This window comes from Gemmatimonadota bacterium, from assembly GCA_016704275.1.
Taxonomy (GTDB): domain Bacteria; phylum Gemmatimonadota; class Gemmatimonadetes; order Gemmatimonadales; family GWC2-71-9; genus Palsa-1233.
This window is the reverse complement of sequence record JADJAK010000001.1, coordinates 468918-484735: the sequence shown is the minus strand read 5'-3', so window position 1 is coordinate 484735 and position 15818 is coordinate 468918. Positions and strand designations below refer to the sequence as shown.

11 protein-coding genes and 1 riboswitch are annotated in these 15818 nt (G+C 69.8%); of the genes, 6 read left to right on the top strand and 5 right to left on the bottom strand.

Features of this window, described 5'->3' with window-relative positions:
* Nucleotides 1-126: 126 nt before the first annotated feature.
* Both IPG05_02270 and IPG05_02265 read left to right on the top strand, forming a co-directional pair.
* Entirely contained in the window at nt 127-870 is a 744-nt protein-coding gene (locus IPG05_02270; GenBank protein MBK6493925.1) for a glycosyltransferase, read from the top strand.
* Complete coding sequence (locus IPG05_02265; protein MBK6493924.1) at nt 867-1964, top strand: hypothetical protein; 1098 nt, start codon at nt 867-869, stop codon at nt 1962-1964. The genes IPG05_02270 and IPG05_02265 overlap by 4 nt, the downstream gene beginning before the upstream one ends.
* A gap of 94 nt (nt 1965-2058) precedes the next feature.
* On the opposite strand, the gene IPG05_02260 is transcribed toward IPG05_02265, so the two are convergent.
* The gene (locus tag IPG05_02260) at nt 2059-4146 is read right to left on the bottom strand and encodes a hypothetical protein (GenBank protein MBK6493923.1); all 2088 of its coding nucleotides are present in this window, start codon (nt 4144-4146) and stop codon (nt 2059-2061) included.
* Nucleotides 4046-6337 (bottom strand): S8 family serine peptidase, encoded by a 2292-nt coding sequence (locus tag IPG05_02255; GenBank protein ID MBK6493922.1) that lies wholly within the window; start codon nt 6335-6337, stop codon nt 4046-4048. Before IPG05_02255 ends, IPG05_02260 begins: the two co-directional genes overlap by 101 nt.
* A 366-nt stretch (nt 6338-6703) precedes the next feature.
* Here IPG05_02255 and IPG05_02250 point away from each other — a divergent pair, with 366 nt between their 5' ends.
* Nucleotides 6704-7675 carry a glycosyltransferase family 2 protein gene (locus tag IPG05_02250; protein MBK6493921.1) on the top strand — a complete coding sequence of 324 codons (972 nt, stop codon included), beginning with the start codon at nt 6704-6706 and terminating at the stop codon, nt 7673-7675.
* On the top strand, nt 7668-8708 hold the full coding sequence (locus IPG05_02245) for an endonuclease/exonuclease/phosphatase family protein (GenBank protein ID MBK6493920.1): 1041 nt from the start codon (nt 7668-7670) through the stop codon (nt 8706-8708). The genes IPG05_02250 and IPG05_02245 overlap by 8 nt, the downstream gene beginning before the upstream one ends.
* Here the strand turns inward: IPG05_02245 and IPG05_02240 are convergent.
* Complete coding sequence (locus tag IPG05_02240) at nt 8684-9145, bottom strand: hypothetical protein (protein MBK6493919.1); 462 nt, start codon at nt 9143-9145, stop codon at nt 8684-8686. The genes IPG05_02245 and IPG05_02240 overlap by 25 nt on opposite strands.
* A 66-nt stretch (nt 9146-9211) precedes the next feature.
* A riboswitch (cyclic di-GMP riboswitch) is annotated at nt 9212-9306 on the bottom strand.
* A gap of 234 nt (nt 9307-9540) precedes the next feature.
* Between IPG05_02240 and IPG05_02235 the strand changes: the two genes are divergently transcribed.
* A complete protein-coding gene (locus IPG05_02235; GenBank protein ID MBK6493918.1) occupies nt 9541-10404 on the top strand; it encodes a glycosyltransferase family 2 protein in 864 nt (287 codons plus the stop codon).
* Between the two features lie 49 nt (nt 10405-10453).
* Nucleotides 10454-11707, top strand: a complete 1254-nt coding sequence (locus IPG05_02230; GenBank protein MBK6493917.1) for a VanZ family protein — start codon at nt 10454-10456, stop codon at nt 11705-11707.
* A 36-nt stretch (nt 11708-11743) separates the two neighbouring features.
* On the opposite strand, the gene IPG05_02225 is transcribed toward IPG05_02230, so the two are convergent.
* Together IPG05_02225 and IPG05_02220 are read right to left on the bottom strand one after the other, a co-directional pair.
* Nucleotides 11744-12733 carry a hypothetical protein gene (locus IPG05_02225; GenBank protein MBK6493916.1) on the bottom strand — a complete coding sequence of 330 codons (990 nt, stop codon included), beginning with the start codon at nt 12731-12733 and terminating at the stop codon, nt 11744-11746.
* Between the two features lie 11 nt (nt 12734-12744).
* Nucleotides 12745-15681: a TonB-dependent receptor gene (locus IPG05_02220; GenBank protein ID MBK6493915.1), complete on the bottom strand. Its 2937-nt coding sequence runs from the start codon at nt 15679-15681 to the stop codon at nt 12745-12747.
* Between the last annotated feature and the right edge of the window lie 137 nt (nt 15682-15818).

Sequence of the window (15818 nt, the reverse complement as noted above, 5' to 3'; positions counted from 1 at the left end):
GCGATCACCAGTGGACCGCCCGTCTCCGCAATCCTCGCGTTCTGGACGCACCCTGACGGGACCACAGCGATCGACGTCGGGAAGCGACACGGGATCCCGGTGGGGATCATCGCGGGAGGCTCCGACGTGATGCTGCTGGCCAACGACCCTGCCCGCAGACCGATTATTGGTGCCACGCTTCGCGATGCGGCTCACGTGTTCGCCATCGGCTCCGAGATCGGTCGGCGCGTGACGGATCTCGGGGTAGCGCCCTCACGGGTTTCGATAGCCCTGCGGGGCGTTGATCTCCGCCATTTTTCGCCAGGTGACCGGACGGAAGCCCGACGCAGCCTGGGTCTCTCTACCGATGCGCCCTTGCTCCTCTGGGTGGGGAACATGGTGCACGTCAAGGCACCGGAAAGAGTGATTGGGGTGACGCGAGCATTGGAACAATCCTTCCCTGGAATTCATTTGGCGATGATCGGCGGTGGCCCGCTCCGGCAATCGCTGCAGCGGATGGCCCTCGAATCCGGGGCGTTGGGAGAACGCATCCTCTTCCCGGGCTCTCTCGGGGAGAGCGAGCTGGCACGATGGTATCGGGCAGCGAACGTCTTCGTGCTTCCCTCACGATCCGAAGGCATCCCCAACGTCCTGGTCGAGGCGATGGCATCGGGGCTCCCGTTCGTCGCCAGCCGGGTTGGCGGGATCCCGGATCTGCTTCCCTTCGGATGCTCCGCGGCGGTGCCCGAAGGCGACCTGGAGGCAAGGACGGCAGCAATCACGACGGTGCTTACGGCCGCCGATCATCGCCTGCCCGCGAACGGCCAGTTCGACATTCTGGCGGGGGCCCGGCATGTCGCACATCACCTGCGACTCGAGGCGCCCGAATGATCCGGCTTCCGCGTGGCGCCGACCGCTGGGTCCCCGGGCTCGTCGGGAGCTGGCTGCGAGACTCCGGGTGGCGCGCGTCCCCCGGAAGTCAGCCGACCGTGTGGCTCCATTTCACCGACCATTTCGAACCGCTCGGCGGCGGAGCGACTCAGGCGCAGGCACTTGAACGCGTCTCGCGCTGGGAGCGACACTGGCCCCGAATCGCGCAATCCGTTCCTGACTCGTTTGGACGATCCGCCCAGTTCACCTTCTTCTATCCTGCCGAAGAAGATGAGCCGGAGGTTGTCGAGCGCATTGCATCCATCGTTCGTCAAGGGGTCGGCGACATCGAGGTGCACTACCACCACGATCAGGATACTGACGCGAACTTCCGCACGGTCGTGGGCACCTTCGTGCGCAGGCTCCGGGAGGAGCATGGGCTCCTTCGCGTCAACGAGGCCGGCGCGATCGAGTGGTGCTTCATCCATGGCAACTGGGCACTCGACAACAGCCATCCCGAGGGGCGCTGGTGCGGGCTGAACAATGAGCTCACCCTGCTCCGGGAGTTGGGCTGTCGTGCCGACTTCACCCTGCCATCCGCACCGAGTGGCTGCCAGACGTCGCTGGTGAACGCCATCTATTGGGCGGAAGACGATCCGACCAAGCCAAAGTCCCACGACCGGGGAACCCTCGTTCGTGCCGGGGTTGCGCCGCCACCGGATGCGCTCCTGATGGTCCAGGGGCCGCTCACGGTCCGCCAGCACGAGCGATATCGCGTGCTCCCCACCCTTGAGGTCGGTGAACTTGCGGGCTACGCCCTCCCTACCATGGCGCGGGCAAGATCCTGGTTGCGCGCGGCGCCACGCATTGGCAACCACATCTTCCTCAAGCTGTTCGGGCATGGAGCGCAGGAACGCAATGGCGCCCCACTCCTTGAGGGGGGCGGCCTCCAACGATGCCTGGAGATGACCAGAACCGCGTGCGAAGAGCGTGGCTACCGTGTCGGGTACCTCACGGCATGGGAAGTCACCCGGTTGATCGAAGATCTTTCCGCCGGTCGCTGCGCTCCCGATGGCATGCCGGAGTGGCTCCCCGCCTTGGCCGGGTCTCGGTAGCGCCAATCAGGTCGCGAACACTCGACGCATGCGATCGGGCCGCCCCAGCAGCAGCTGGGGCGGCCCGATCTACTGCGCGGCGTATCGCCCCGTGCTACGGTCTTGGTCGCACCGGGACAACCGGCACCGACTGCAGCTTCGCCACCATCGCGGGCGAGAGCCGGATGCGATCGCGATCGACCCACGCGAGGAAGTCGCCGAGGTCGAAGTAGCCGTTACGGTTCCCTTCCCCGTCGAGCAGCTGCCGCTGGTCGGCATGCATCTGCCCGCCGCGCACCAGCTCATCCACCGCGAGTCCGACGGCCGGCAGTTCGACCGTGACCACTTCGAGCGAGTCGACGAAGACGGCTTCCAGCCCAGGCGAACCGACCAGTTGCACCCGGACGGAGTCGACGGTGATGCCCGGACCGGGGCCGGCACTCCGGCGTTCCCAGTAGACGTAGTCGCCGAGTCGACCGACCGGCGACAGCACGGCGAGGCCGGTGCCACCGATCACCGCGGTCCACTGATCGCTCTGCCCCTCGACCACCTCGCCCTCCACCAGCGCCGAGTCCCGCGTCGAGGCGAAGGCGCTCGCGCGACCGGCCTGTGCGAGGTAGCGCGACCGCTTCCCCTGCGGCCGCACCGCGATCGATGAGGCAGTCGGCGCCGTCACGACGACGGTGTCGATCAGCCGTGCCGTGGCCGAACCTGCCGTCACCGTGATGGTGTCGACGTAGGTGCCGGCGGCGAGGGAACCGGTGTTGCGATTCCACGCCAGCGTGCCATTGCCCGTGCCGCTCCTCGTGGTGAACGCGGTATAGCTCCGCCGCTTGGTCGCCTCCCAGGTCGTCGAGGCGGCGTTGGTCCCGCTGAGCGTGACGCTGGCAGTGCCGCTCGCGGCGGTGTTGCCGCGCGTGACCGTGACGCGGCGGCTGGCTGGCGAGAGCGCGACGGTCACCGGCACCGGGGCGGCCGCGATCTCGAGGGTGTCAATCACGCGCTGCGGGGCGAGCCCCGCGACCGTGACGGTGATGGTGTCGACGTAGGTACCGGCGACGAGTCCGGCGCTGTTCCGGCTCCACGCCACGCTCCCGCTGCCAGTCCCGCCCGCGGTGGTGAGCGTCGTCCAGCTCTTCCGCTTCGTCGCCGACCAGGTGGTGGCAGTGGCGTTGTCCCCGCTCAGCGTCACCGCCGCGTTGTCGCCGCCCGCCGACGCCCCCGCGGTCACCGACGTCCGGCGCGAGGCCGGGCTCACGGTGAGCGCGAGTGCCACCGGCGCCGCGGTGATGCGCAGCGTGTCGATCACGCTCTGCGGCGCGAGCCCCGCGACCGTGACGGTGATGGTGTCGACGTAGGTGCCGGCGGCGAGGCCGCTGGTGCTGCGGCTCCAGGCGGCGGTCCCGCTGCCGGTGCCGCTGGCCGTGGTGAGTGTTGTCCAGCTCTTCCGCTTCGTCGCGCTCCAGGGCGTGGTGCCGGCGTTGTCACCGGTGAGGGTGACGGTGGCGTTGTCGCCGGGCGCCGCGGTGCCGACCTGGGCCGCCGCATTGCGCGAGGCCGGGCTCACCGACAGCGCCAGTGCGACCGGCGCCGCCGTGATGCGCAGCGTGTCGATCACGCTCTGCGGCGCGAGCCCCGCGACCGTGACGGTGATGGTGTCGACGTAGGTGCCGGCGGCGAGGCCGCTGGTGCTGCGGCTCCAGGCGGCGGTCCCGCTGCCGGTGCCGCTGCCCGTGGTGAGTGTCGTCCAGCTCTTCCGCTTCGTCGCGCTCCAGGGCGTGGTGCCGGCGTTGTCACCGGTGAGGGTGACGGTGGCGTTGTCACTCGGCGCGGAGGTGCCGACCTGGGCCGACGCGTTGCGCGAGGCCGGGCTCACCGACAGCGCCAGCGGCACCGGCGCTGCGGTGATCCGCAGGGTGTCGATAATGTTCTGCGGCGCGAGCCCCGCGACCGTGACGGTGATGGTGTCGACGTAGGTGCCGGCGGCGAGGCCGGTGGTGCTGCGGCTCCAGGCGGCGGTCCCGCTCCCGGTCCCATTCATGGTGGTGAGCGTCGTCCAGCTCTTCCGCTTCGTCGCGCTCCACGGAGTGGTGCCGGCGTTGTCACCGGTGAGGGTGACGGTGGCGTTGTCGCCGGGCGCCGCGGTGCCGACCTGGGCCGACGCGTTGCGCGAGGCCGGGCTGACCGACAGCGCCAGCGGCACCGGCGCCGCGGTGATCCGCAGGGTGTCGATGATGCTGCGCGAGGCCAGCCCCGGCAGCTGCCACCGTGATGGTGTCGACGTAGGTGCCGGCGGCGAGGCCGGTGGTGCTGCGATTCCAGGCAACCGTCCCGCTGCCGGTGCCGCTGCCCGTGGTCAGTGTCGTCCAGCTTTTCCGCTTCGTCGCGGTCCAGCCGGTGGTGCCGGCGTTGTCACCGGTGAGGGTGACGGCGGCGTTGCCGTTGGGCGCGGCGGTGCCGACCTGGGCCGTGACATTGCGCGAGGCCGGGCTCACCGACAGCACCAGCGGCACCGGCGCCGCGGTGATCCGCAGCGTGTCGATGATGCTCCGCGAGGCCACGCCGGTGGCGGCCACCGTGATGGTGTCGACGTAGGTGCCGGCGGCGAGGCCGGTGGTGCTGCGATTCCAGGCCACGGTCCCGCTGCCGGTGCCACTGCCGGTGGTCAGCGTCGTCCAGCTCTTCCGCTTCGTCGCCGTCCACGCCGTGGTGGAGGAGTTGTCACCGCTCAGGGTGATCGTCGCGCTGCTTCCAGTCGCGGCGGTACCGGCGGTGGCGGTCGTGCTCCGGAAGAGCGGCGACACGGTCATCGTGAGTGGGACTGGCGCCGCCGTGATCCGCAAGGTGTCGATGATGCTCTGCGAGGCCACGCCGGCCGCCGCCACCGTGATGGTGTCGACATAGGTGCCGGCCGCGAGCCCGGTGGTGCTGCGATTCCAGGCCACGGTCCCGCTGCCGGTGCCGCTGCCCGTGGTCAGCGTCGTCCAGCTCTTCCGCTTCGTCGCGGTCCAGCCGGTGGTCGACGAGTTGTCACCACTCAGGGTGATCGCGGCACTGCTCCCCGTCGCCGCGCCGCCCGCCGTCGCCGTCGTGCTCCGGAACAGCGGCGACACCGCCATGCTCAGTGGCACCGGCGGTGGGGGCGACCCGCCACCGAGGGAATTCTGCGCCCGCACCAGACCGTAGCCGGTGTTGTTGTCGAACCCGCCTGCGTCGACATCGAGCGTGCCGTCCCGCAGCTTCTGCCGCAGCCCGTCGAGCGTCAATCCCGGCTGCGCGGCGAGGAGGAGGGCCGCGACGCCGGCGACATGCGGCGCGGCCATCGACGTGCCGCTCTTCGTGCCATAGCCGCCGCCGGGCATCGTCGAATTGATGCTCACACCCGGTGCGGCGAAGCCGACTTCGGGGCCGAACGACGACCACGACGCGCGGAGGTTTTGGGCATCGAGGGCCGCCACCGCAATCGCGCTGGGAGCCGCGGCCGGATAGAGCACCGCGCCACCGTTGTTGCCCGCCGCCGCGATCAGGAATGTCCCCTGGTCGGCCGCCGCGGCGATGGCGGCGTTGTACGAGCCCGAGCTCGACCCGCCGATCGAGACGTTCACGAGGCGGATGCCCTGTGCCACCGCCCAGTTCAGCCCGGCGATCTGGTTGGACGTGTAGGCCAGACACGACCCGTTGACATCCTGGAACACCTTGATCGCGTAGAGCTGCGCATCCGGCGCCACGCCCACCACGCCCGCGCCGTTGTTGCGTGCCGCGATCGTGCCGGCGATGTGGGTCCCGTGGCCGTTGCAGATGCCAAGATTGTCGCTGTAATCGCTTGCCACGCGGGTCACCGCATTGTAGCCGCCGACCACGGTGAGGTCGGAGTGCCCGGTGTCGATGCCGGAGTCCATCACGGCGACCTTCACCCCGGCGCCGGTGTTCCCCGCGGCCCAGACTTCCGGACCCGTCACGCGCGAGACGCCCCACGGAATCGCATCGGCGCCCCGGCGCGGCGACGCCCGGAGCGCGGCCCACCGGTCGCCCGACGAGAGCGCGGTGGCCGCGTCGGCCGGGCTCCAGAGCCGGTCCTCCTCGACCATCGCCACGTTCGGATCGCTCGCGAGCCGGGTCGCTTCGGCCGCGCTCACCTCGGCAAACAGCATCCCCGCAAACGGCGCTCGCCCGGTCTCCCGGAGGCTCGGCAGGTCGCGGTCGAGGCGCGCCGAAATCTGGGAGAGTTCGGTGGAGCTGACTGGCGGCGAACCCGGCGCCCGCAGCGCGGCCTCCCCCGACGCGGGGCGCAGCGTGATGATGACGCGACGCGGCGTCCCCTGTCCGGGCAAGGCCGTGATGGCCAGAACCAGCAAGAGTGGCGCGAGGCGCAGGACGTGTGTTGGGCGAATCATGGTCAAGTTCACTCCAGCCTGGATCCGACGGGGGAAACCCCCAGCACGGGCCCTGGGGACGACAAGGGGACCGCTTTCTCAGTGACCAAGTATCGGGCAAGATTGCTGCCAACTGAAATCCAGCAATGACAAGGGTTAGGAGGTCAGAAGTCAGTCAGTACTGTACATAAAGTTGACAATTTTTGACCGGCCGGCGCGGCACTCAGGGCATCAGGTGTCGCCCGCGCCGCCCTCCCCCGGCAGGCGGCCGCCATACACCCGGGCGCGTGCGCCGGGTAGATTGCCGGGAGCGCCCCTCGAACCCTTGTGCGACCTGACCCTCCAGCCCCCGAGCCTGTGGCCGCCCCCCTTCCCGACAGCCCCCTGGTGACCGTCGTCATCCCCATGCGCAACGAGGCCCGCGGCATCGCGGCCTGCCTGGAGTCGGTGCTCGCGAATCGCCTGCCTGGGGATGCGGCGTGGGAGCTGCTGGTGCTCGATGGGGACAGCAGCGACGGCTCGGCTGCCATCGTCGACGCGATGGCCGAGCGCGACCCCCGGGTCCGCCGAATCGCCAACCCGAAACGCCTGCAGGCCCCGGCGTTCAACCTCGGGCTCGCCGCCGCGCGGGGCCGCTATCTGGTACGCCTGGACGCCCACTCCGTCTACGACCCGGACTACCTCGCCGAGTCGGTCCGGTTGTTGGAGGAGACGGGCGCGGGGAATGTCGGCGGCGTGCAGCGCGCCACCGGTACGAACTGGTTCGCGCGCGCCGTCGCAGCGGCCGTCTCCTCACGGTTCGCCGCCGGCGACGCGGCCTATCGCAACGCGACCACGGCGCAGTGGACCGACACGGTGTACCTCGGCGCGTGGCGCACCGAGACGCTGCGTGCCCTGGGCGGGATGCGCGAGGACTGGGCGGTGAACGAGGACTACGAGATGAATGTCCGGCTGCGCGCCACCGGCGCCCGGATCTATCTCTCGCCCACGATCCGCTCGACCTATTTCGTGCGGTCATCGCTTCCCAAGCTGGTGCGGCAGTATCTCCGCTACGGGTACTGGAAGGTCCGGACGCTGGTGAAGCACCCCGGATCGCTGCGCTGGCGGCAACTCGTCGCGCCGGCCTTCGTGATCTCATTGCTGCTCACGCCGCTGACGGTGGGACGTTTCGGGCCGCTGGGCGCCGCCCATCTCGCGCTGTATCTGGCGGCCAACCTCGCCGCCAGCGCCGCGACCGCCGCGCAGGCGGGCTGGCAGTATTTCCCTGTGCTCCCGCTGATCTTCCTCACCATCCACTGCAGCTGGGGGAGCGGCTTCCTGTTCGGCTGCCTGGTCTGGCCCTTCAGGCGTCATGACTGAGCCAGGCGGCCGGCGGATCGCACAGGGGCTGGCCTGGGCCAGCGCGACGGCGATGTGTGGTGCGTGGCTGCTGGTGGGCGGGCTCGGCGATCGGGTCTGGTGGGCGCTGCCATTCCTGTACGGCCCGAGGTGGGCGGCGGGGGTCCTCTTCGTCGGTCTCCTGCCCGCGCTCCTCGTGGCGCGGCGCACCGCGCTGGTCGCCGGGCTGCTCATGGCGGTGATCTTCGCGTTCGGCCTGCTCGACGTGCGCCTCGGCCTCGGACGCCTCGAGCCAGCCGAAGCCGTCGTCCTTCGTGTCCTGGAGATCAATGCCGGCTCCGGCAGCCCCACGCTCCATCCCACCGCCACATCGATCCTCGACGAGGCCACGCGTGTCGAGGCCGACATCGTGGTCGTGGCCGAGTGCAGCGCGGCACTGTCCGATGGCATCGCGGCCAGCGCCGCCTGGGACGTTCGCCGTGGCGTGAGCTCGGTCTGCATCGCGAGCCATTTCCCGGTGCTCAGCTGGGAAGCGCGCGACCCGATGGATTTCTGGAAGCAGAGCGGCTCAGGGGCAATCGCGCGAGCCACGCTCGCGACGCCAGCCGGAGTGGTGCGCGTCGGGGTGGTCCACCTCGAGACGCCGCGCGATGCCCTCGACAACTTCGGCGACCTCTCCACGATCCCGACGCTCGGTCCGCTGACGCGCCAGAATACCGAGCAACGCGAACTCGAGTCGCGCGTCGCACGCGAGTGGATTTTTCGGGGGGAGGCGTTGCCGACGATCGTGGCGGGGGACTTCAACCTGCCGATCGAAAGCGCGATCTATCGGCGGCACTGGTCAGGGCTGCGGAATGCCTTCTCTCGCGGCGGCGTCGGCATTGGCAATACCAAGCGCACGCGGCGCTGGGGCATCCGGATCGATCACATCCTCACCACCGACGAATTCGTGACCCATCACGCGCGTATCGGCCGAGACGTCGGGTCGGATCACCGCCCCGTCTCGGCCGAACTCTCGCTGCCGAAGGCTCAGCGGACCAGCGCGGCCCGGTAGCTCGCGACGTCCAGGAGCTGGTAGCTGCTGCGCGCGGCGGCGGCGACCACCCAGGCCCGATACTCGGCGGCCTTGGCGATATCGTGGACGAAGACTCGAGCGACCGTCCCGGTGGTCACGGCGCCGGTCACGATGACCTGGGCCTGGGCTTGACCGGGGAGGGCGCTGGTGAGTCCGTCATAGCCCAGCGCCTGCACGCTGTCGATGGCGGGGCCGCTGATGGCGAACTGCACGGCGCCATCGTTGGCATTCGGAGTCGTCAATTCGAGGGTCAACACCCCGGCGACAGCCTGGGCGGGCGGCGTGATCGGCGTGGTCGGCCCAGTCGGGCTCGCACCACCACAGGCCGCAAGGAGGAGCGCCGCGACCGCGGCGAGCGTCCGGGGGCGTACGTGGTTGCTGGCCATCCGTCGAGCGAGCTTGAACGTGTACGTCATGGCGAGAGCCCTGGTAAGTGCACCCCTCACGGGGGTCCTCCCGATTCCGGGAGCGGTAGCGGTCTCGCTGGCGGCTGGGCGGGCATGGCACCGACGGATCGTGGTGCGGTAGCTCCCTGGCTCTGCGACCCCGGATTTCCCCGGGTGTGCTCTGAGCAGCGTCGGCAAGCAGTATCGGCACATCGAATGTGCTGTTGAAATACCTAGCAATAGGTGGACCACAATTTCTGGCCCGGTTGTTGTACGGCAATTGGATGATTTACAACGACTTAGCCAATTCAATCGATGACGGCATGACCAATATTCAGACGATTAATGTTTAAATATTTGACATTGAAATCCCGCCCCGAGCAGGATCGCCGCACCACGGGGCTGGCCAACGGCGTGGAGGCAGCGTGTCGGGACCTGCGATAACGGCGGTGATGCCGGCGTACCACGCGGCGGCATTTGTCGCGGAGGCCGTGAGGTCGCTCCTGGGCCAGACGGCGCCGCCGGTAGAGGTCATTGTCGTCGACGACGGCTCGACGGACGACACGGCGGCGGTCGCCGAGCAGGCTGGCGCCCGGGTGATTCGCCAGGCGAACGGCGGGCCGGCCGCCGCGCGCAACACCGGCATTCGGGCCGCGACGACCGAGTGGGTCGCGCTGCTCGACGCCGACGACATCGCGCGGCCGACGCGCCTCGCGAGGCAGGCCGAGCGCCTGGCCGACCCGGCCGTCGCCGTGGTCTTCGCGGCGCACCAGGTCGGGGGAACGGTGCCGCGAACCCCGCCGGCCCGGATCGACTTCGACGTCCTCTGGGCACGGAACTGGATTCCGACCTCGACCGTGCTTCTCCGGCGCTCGGCGTGGGATGGGATGGGCGGCTTCGACGAGGCGAGGGACCTGATCGGCGTCGAGGATTACAACCTCTGGCTGCGGCTCGCGCATGCCGGCTGGGGCTTCGCGCGCGTCGACGAGGTCCTGGTCGACTACCGGCCCACGCCGGCGTCACTCACGGCGCAGACACGGCGCTTCGCCGCGGCCGAATTGACCAACGCGCGGCGCACGGCCGAGCGACTGAGCCTGACGGCGGAACAGCTCAGCCGAAAGGAACACACGCTCTATCTTGAGTACGGATTGGAACTGTTTTACGTGCGCGACCTGGCGGCCGCACGCCACTATCTCGGCGAGGCGGCACGGCGCGGTCCAATCGGACTGGGGGGGCAGTTGCGCCGACTGGCGTCCTTCCTCCCGCTCGCTCCGCGGCCATCCGTGTGACGACACCGCCGCGCATCGCGATCGCGTCCAGTGGCCTTGGGGACATCGCGTGAGGCATGCCGGTCGCGCCAGCGCCGGGGTTCTGGCGCTCATCTCGCTCGCGGTGATCGCCTTGACCACGCTCGGTTCCAATCCCGCGCAACTCGACCGCGTGGCAGAGACCACGTGGAGCTGTCTCGTCTGTGGCGACGCCGGCACCACCGACGTCCTGCTCAATCTCCTGCTCTTTGCCCCACTTGGCGTGGGCCTGCGATGGCTGGGATGGAGTGGGCGCCGTGCCGTCCTCGCGATGTGTCTCCTCACCCTCGGCATCGAAGCGACGCAAGCCGTGCTGCTGGCCGGCCGCGATGCGTCGCTCAGCGACGTGCTGGCCAACAGCCTCGGCGGAGCAATCGGCTGGTGGGCGTGGCCACGCCTGGCGCGATCGGTGCGCCCCACCGTCGCCGACGCGCGACGCGGCGCGGCCCTCTTCATCCTGCTGGGGACGTTGACGTGGCTCGTCACGGGCTGGGGACTCCACCCCGACGGATTGCCAGACACGCCGTGGGTGGGACAGCCGCTGCACCACTGGCGTGGACACGACCCGTTTCCCGGCACCCTGCAACGGGTCACGCTGAACGGAATCGACGTCCCGAATGAGCCGCTCCCCTCCACCCCCGACCTGAGCGACTCGCTCGTGCTCAGGATCGCCCTCACCCGGAACGATGCGACCACGCCGCGTCGTCCCGTCTCGCTACTCCGGATCGTCGACGCCACGCGCCACGCACAGGCCTCGGTGACGCAACGTGGCGAGGAGTTGCTGGTAAGCGTCCGCGCGCGTGCGTCCCGGTGGCGCGTGCGCACCCCGGTCTGGCGATTCGACGACGCGATGGCAGTCCCGACGAACGTGCCTTGGCAGCTGGCGTGGCACTGGTTGCCGGACCGCATCCTGCTGATGAGCGGCCCGGTGGGAAGCGATGCGCGGACCACGCGCACCATTCCGCTGTCGGTCGGCCTCGGTTGGGCGTTTGTCCATCCATTTGCCGCACCGATCGGACCACCACTGGACTATCGGTGGACGGTTCTCTGGCTGGCCCTCTGGGGGCTCCCGCCGGGATGGTGCCTTGGCATGCTGGGGCGACGCGAGGCGACTTGGTGGGCGGCTGCGGCGCTCGGGGGCTATGCGGGCGCGTCCCTGGTGAGCGGCCTGCCGATCCGCGCGTGGGAGCTGGCGCTATTGGCGTCGTGGATTGGCGTTGGGGTGGTGGTGGCGGCGTGGGCGCGACGCGCGACACGCGAGACGCGAGAGGCCACCGGGCGGTAGATCACGAATCGCCGCCCGGATGCCCCCGCGCCTCGCTCAGGGCCCCAGCGTCAAGTCCGTCGCATTCCTCGGCTTGACCGACCAGGTCCCGTCGCCGCGAGGCACCAGTACGCCGCGCACGGTGATGGTGCGGCCCGCGGTGAAGATCGTGGCCGGTGCCTGGAGCAGTTGATCGAACAGCGCCGTCGCGCGATCGGCGTCGTCCGCCGCCTCGCTGAAGGTCACGCGCAGGTCGAGCGCAACCTTGGCGGTGTCCACCACCTTTGCGTTGGTGACCTGGACCAGGGCGGCGTCGAGCGTCCCGCCTTTCGCCGTCCGGACTTCCGCCACGGTGACCAACTGCGGCGCCGGCGCGGACCCAAGCCCCAACGAACTGACCCGCCCCGCGAGCAGGACCGGCCGACCCAGCGAGGCCCCCGTCGTTCCGAGCACCGCGACCGAGTCGCCGATGTTGTTCCCGTTTCGTCCCGGCCAATGCCGGGCCGACGTGACCCGCAGGGCGCCGGTCGCGTCCTGGAGGAACATCGAGGAATCCGAAAAGGCCTGCATCGGCGAGACGACGATGCCCCGCACGATGACGCGGCGCCCGGCCGGCAGCGCCTTGACGCCCGTGACAGAGACCTCCTTATAGCCGAGACGGACGAGGCGATTGGCGGTGTTGGAGTCGGCCCGCGCGAGGATCGTGATCGTCCCCGTGTCGCCGACGACGACGCCAATCGAATCGCCGAGCGCCGCGCGGTCGACCACCACGCGGTAGCGACCGATCGGGACCGGGCCGAAGATCGCGACGCCGGTGGCGCTGCTCAACACGGTCTGGATGGTGTCGACGCCATTGGCCGCGAGGAGCGCCACGCGCACGCCGGCCATGGTGGTGTCATTGGTGGAGTAGGTCCCGGTCGCATCGCGGTCCAGATAGAAGGAGACCGCAATGCCACCCTCCGGAAGCGTCGGGAAGGTCAGGGACTCGCCGGCGTTGCCGCAGCCGGCGAGCAGGAGCGCGAAGGTCGCGCGTCGAAGCATCGTCATCGTCCGCATGCTCAGTTCTCCACGCGCAGGCCGATGCGAAGCGTGCGGGGTTCACCCCGCCGACTCAACAGCGTGCCGAAGTTGTCGTTGACGACCATGGGCACCACCGTGCGTCCGGCAGCGGAGGTGGTGATCGTGCCGGTCGGATCGACGAGCAGCGCCGCGCGATCCACCACTCCGGTGGCCGAGCCGACGACGTTGAACGCATCGAGGGTCAGGGCAATCCGCCGACCGCCGGCGCCGAGTCGGAGCGCCAGCGAGAGGTCCAGCGACGCCACGGCATCCTCGCGGCAGCTGTTGCGCTCGGCGACCCCGCTCCCTCCCGTGCTGCAATGGGCATTGGCAAGGACGGCGGCCAGTCCCGCCGGCGCGCCGGTGAGCGCCACCGGGTCGTTGCCGCCGGAGCCGTCGCCGTTGATGTCCACGCCCTGTCGGTACCCCGGCGTGAACGGCAGCCCCGAACGGTAGCGCGCGCGCGCGGCCAGCGAGAGTGGGCCATCGACCCCTGGGCGCAGGGTCACGGTGGCCGCGAGCCGATGCGGAATGTCGAGGTCGGAGCGACCCACATCCCACGTCGAGGCCGCCGAGAGCGGCGAGAGCCGATCTGCCGGATCGCCACTCAACTGGCCCACGAGATTGTCTTCCGTGCGCGAGAAGGTGTAACTCGCGGCGAAGGTCGCTCCTGCACCGATCGGACGTTCCAGGCGGACGGTGGCGTCATAGCTGTCGCTGTAGCCCGTCGACGTGAGCCCGTACGCGGCATCGAATCCGCTGAAGCGTCGATTGCTCCCGATCGCGGGAGCGATCAGCTCGCCATACTGGACCAGCGTGCCCCAGATCTCCCGGCCATCGACTGCGGTGGCGAGTGGCGCCACGGGACGATTCAGGTCGTCGCGCCGAAGCAGGAAGTCGGCGTGCCGGTAGCCCCCGGTGATCGTCAGCGTGGTGCCCGACGCCAGTTGCTGCTGCCACGAGAGCTCGCCTTCGAACGCGCGCGGCTTCCGGACCTCGGGGCCGAAGAAGGTGAGCGACGGACCGACCACCGTCGCGCCACTCAGCGTCCCCGGCGTCGGAAACGCGAGCGTCCCCTCGGCGCGGTGCACCGCGATGTCGCCGTTGAATTGCGCCACCTCGGACACCGCGGCGAGGTCGTAGCGGCCCGCGAGGCGGCCGATGGTGCCGCGCAGCACCGTGCGTCCCTCCCCCGCCGCGTTGTAGGTGAAGCCCACGCGCGGCGCAAAGCGATCGCCACCCGATTCCATGAGGGGCGTCGCGGTGGTGAACCCGCTGGCGAGCCCCCACGCCACATTGGCCTGATAGAGATCGGTGGGGAGGCGTTGCGTCTCGAGCCGGAGCCCGCCGAACAGCTCGAGGGCCGGCGAGAGTTGGTAGGCGTCCTGCAGGAAGATGCCGGCCTCGGTTGAAGCAATATCCGGCGCCGGCGAGCCCCCAACCATCTGCTGGTACGTCCCGGTTCCGCCACCGACGGCGTCGACGGTCCCGAAGGCGTAGCGGCCGGAGGCGCCAGGGATCCAGCTGTAGGTCACCGTGCGACGTTGCGCGGAGAGGCCGGCCTTGAGGGTGTGGCGGCCAGTGCGATAGCTCGCCGATTGCACCACCTCGAACGCGCTTTCATCGAAGACGCCGCCGCCGGCGAACGGGGTCCCGACACTGCTCCCGCTCGCGAGTAGCGTGCTCAGGGCGGCGCCCGTCCCGGTCCACTCGCGACTGCTGCTGCGCATGCCGAGGCGAGTCTCACTCAACCACCCATCGCGCTGCGTCGTCAGCGAGGCCGCGAGGGAGAGATCGCTCGCATCGAGTCGATCGCCGGCACCATTGGTCATCTCGATCCCGGCGGTCGGGTTGTCCTCGCTCCACGAGGCCATTCCGGCGCGGACCATCAGTGCGGTGTTGGAGCCAAATTGCCAATCCACGCGGCCCTGTCCGGTGAGGCCCTGCCAGCTCCGCACGGTCGGCGAGAGCCAGCGGGCGATCTCCCCCGCTCGAGTCCCGGCAACGCTGGTGAAGGCGGAGGTGGCATCGGCATTCTCGAAGGGCGCAGCGCTTGGCGTGCGCAGCTGCTGATAGTCGACCCGGAGGAACCAGGACGAGGTGTCGCCCTTGATCGGTCCACCGAGTGCGACGCCGGCCTGAAGTGACGAGCCCGCCGAATCGGCGGGATTGTCTACCGCGCGGCCGCCAAGCGATGCCCCCGAGAAGGTCGCCCATGGCGTCACCTGCACACGGCGGCCGCCGCGCATGCTCTGCGCCGAGAGGAACGGCCCGGGCGCACCACGCCATTCGCCGTCGCGGCCGAGCATTGCCATCGTGACGCTGCTGATGCCATCGCGTGTGAAGATCGGGGCAGAGGCCAGCTCACTCGGGCGGCCAGGGTGGCGGAGCAACGTCTCTTCGAGGCCGTCGACGAAGAGCCGGGTCGGCAGCTGGCTGAGGTCGCGTCGGAGGTCGACGATCGAGCGTTCACGGTCGAGGCGCGTGAGCTGGTCGCCAGCGAATACCCGACCGGGAGCCGCCCCGCGGAAGGTCACCTGGGCCACTTGCTCATCGACCGAGGCAATGGGCGGCGGACGGCGGACCAGTCGGACCGTCACCTCGGAGGCGTTGCCGGCGAAGATCGAGAAGCCACGAAGGCGCACCGGCTGGTAACCGAGCTGTTCGACCAGGAGGGTGTACTGCCCGGGAGGAAGGGCCTCGAAGCTGACGCCCCCCGCACGATTCGCCTCGGCGGTGCGGAACGCGACACCCAGCCGCTCCAGCGTCACCAACGTCTCGCGGATCGGGGCGCCCTGGGGGTCGAGGACGGTGGCTCGCAACGATCCCGCCGTCAGCGATTGGGCGGCGGCGGGAAGCGGCGCGGATAGGGCAAAGACGGCCGTCAGGGCCGATCCAAGGCCGGCGCGGCGCATCCATCGGAGGGACAGGGTCATGGTCATCCCGGTGCGGGAAGGAGGAACGGCGGGGCGAGGAGCGCCCAGCCAACCCGCCCAGCGAGTGCAGGAGCGGTGCCAAGGTGCTCCGTGACCCGTTTGCCCTTCACCCACGGCCGTTCGCCGTTCGCTGTTCG

What these genes read in the sequence shown, in the direction of transcription:
- IPG05_02265 (MBK6493924.1), top strand. Translation starts at nt 867, where the DNA reads ATGATCCGGCTTCCGCGTGGCGCCGACCGCTGGGTCCCCGGGCTCGTC.
- IPG05_02255 (MBK6493922.1), bottom strand. Translation starts at nt 6,337, where the DNA reads ATGATTCGCCCAACACACGTCCTGCGCCTCGCGCCACTCTTGCTGGTT.
- IPG05_02245 (MBK6493920.1), top strand. Translation starts at nt 7,668, where the DNA reads ATGACTGAGCCAGGCGGCCGGCGGATCGCACAGGGGCTGGCCTGGGCC.
- IPG05_02240 (MBK6493919.1), bottom strand. Translation starts at nt 9,145, where the DNA reads ATGACGTACACGTTCAAGCTCGCTCGACGGATGGCCAGCAACCACGTA.
- IPG05_02225 (MBK6493916.1), bottom strand. Translation starts at nt 12,733, where the DNA reads ATGACGATGCTTCGACGCGCGACCTTCGCGCTCCTGCTCGCCGGCTGC.
- IPG05_02220 (MBK6493915.1), bottom strand. Translation starts at nt 15,681, where the DNA reads ATGACCCTGTCCCTCCGATGGATGCGCCGCGCCGGCCTTGGATCGGCC.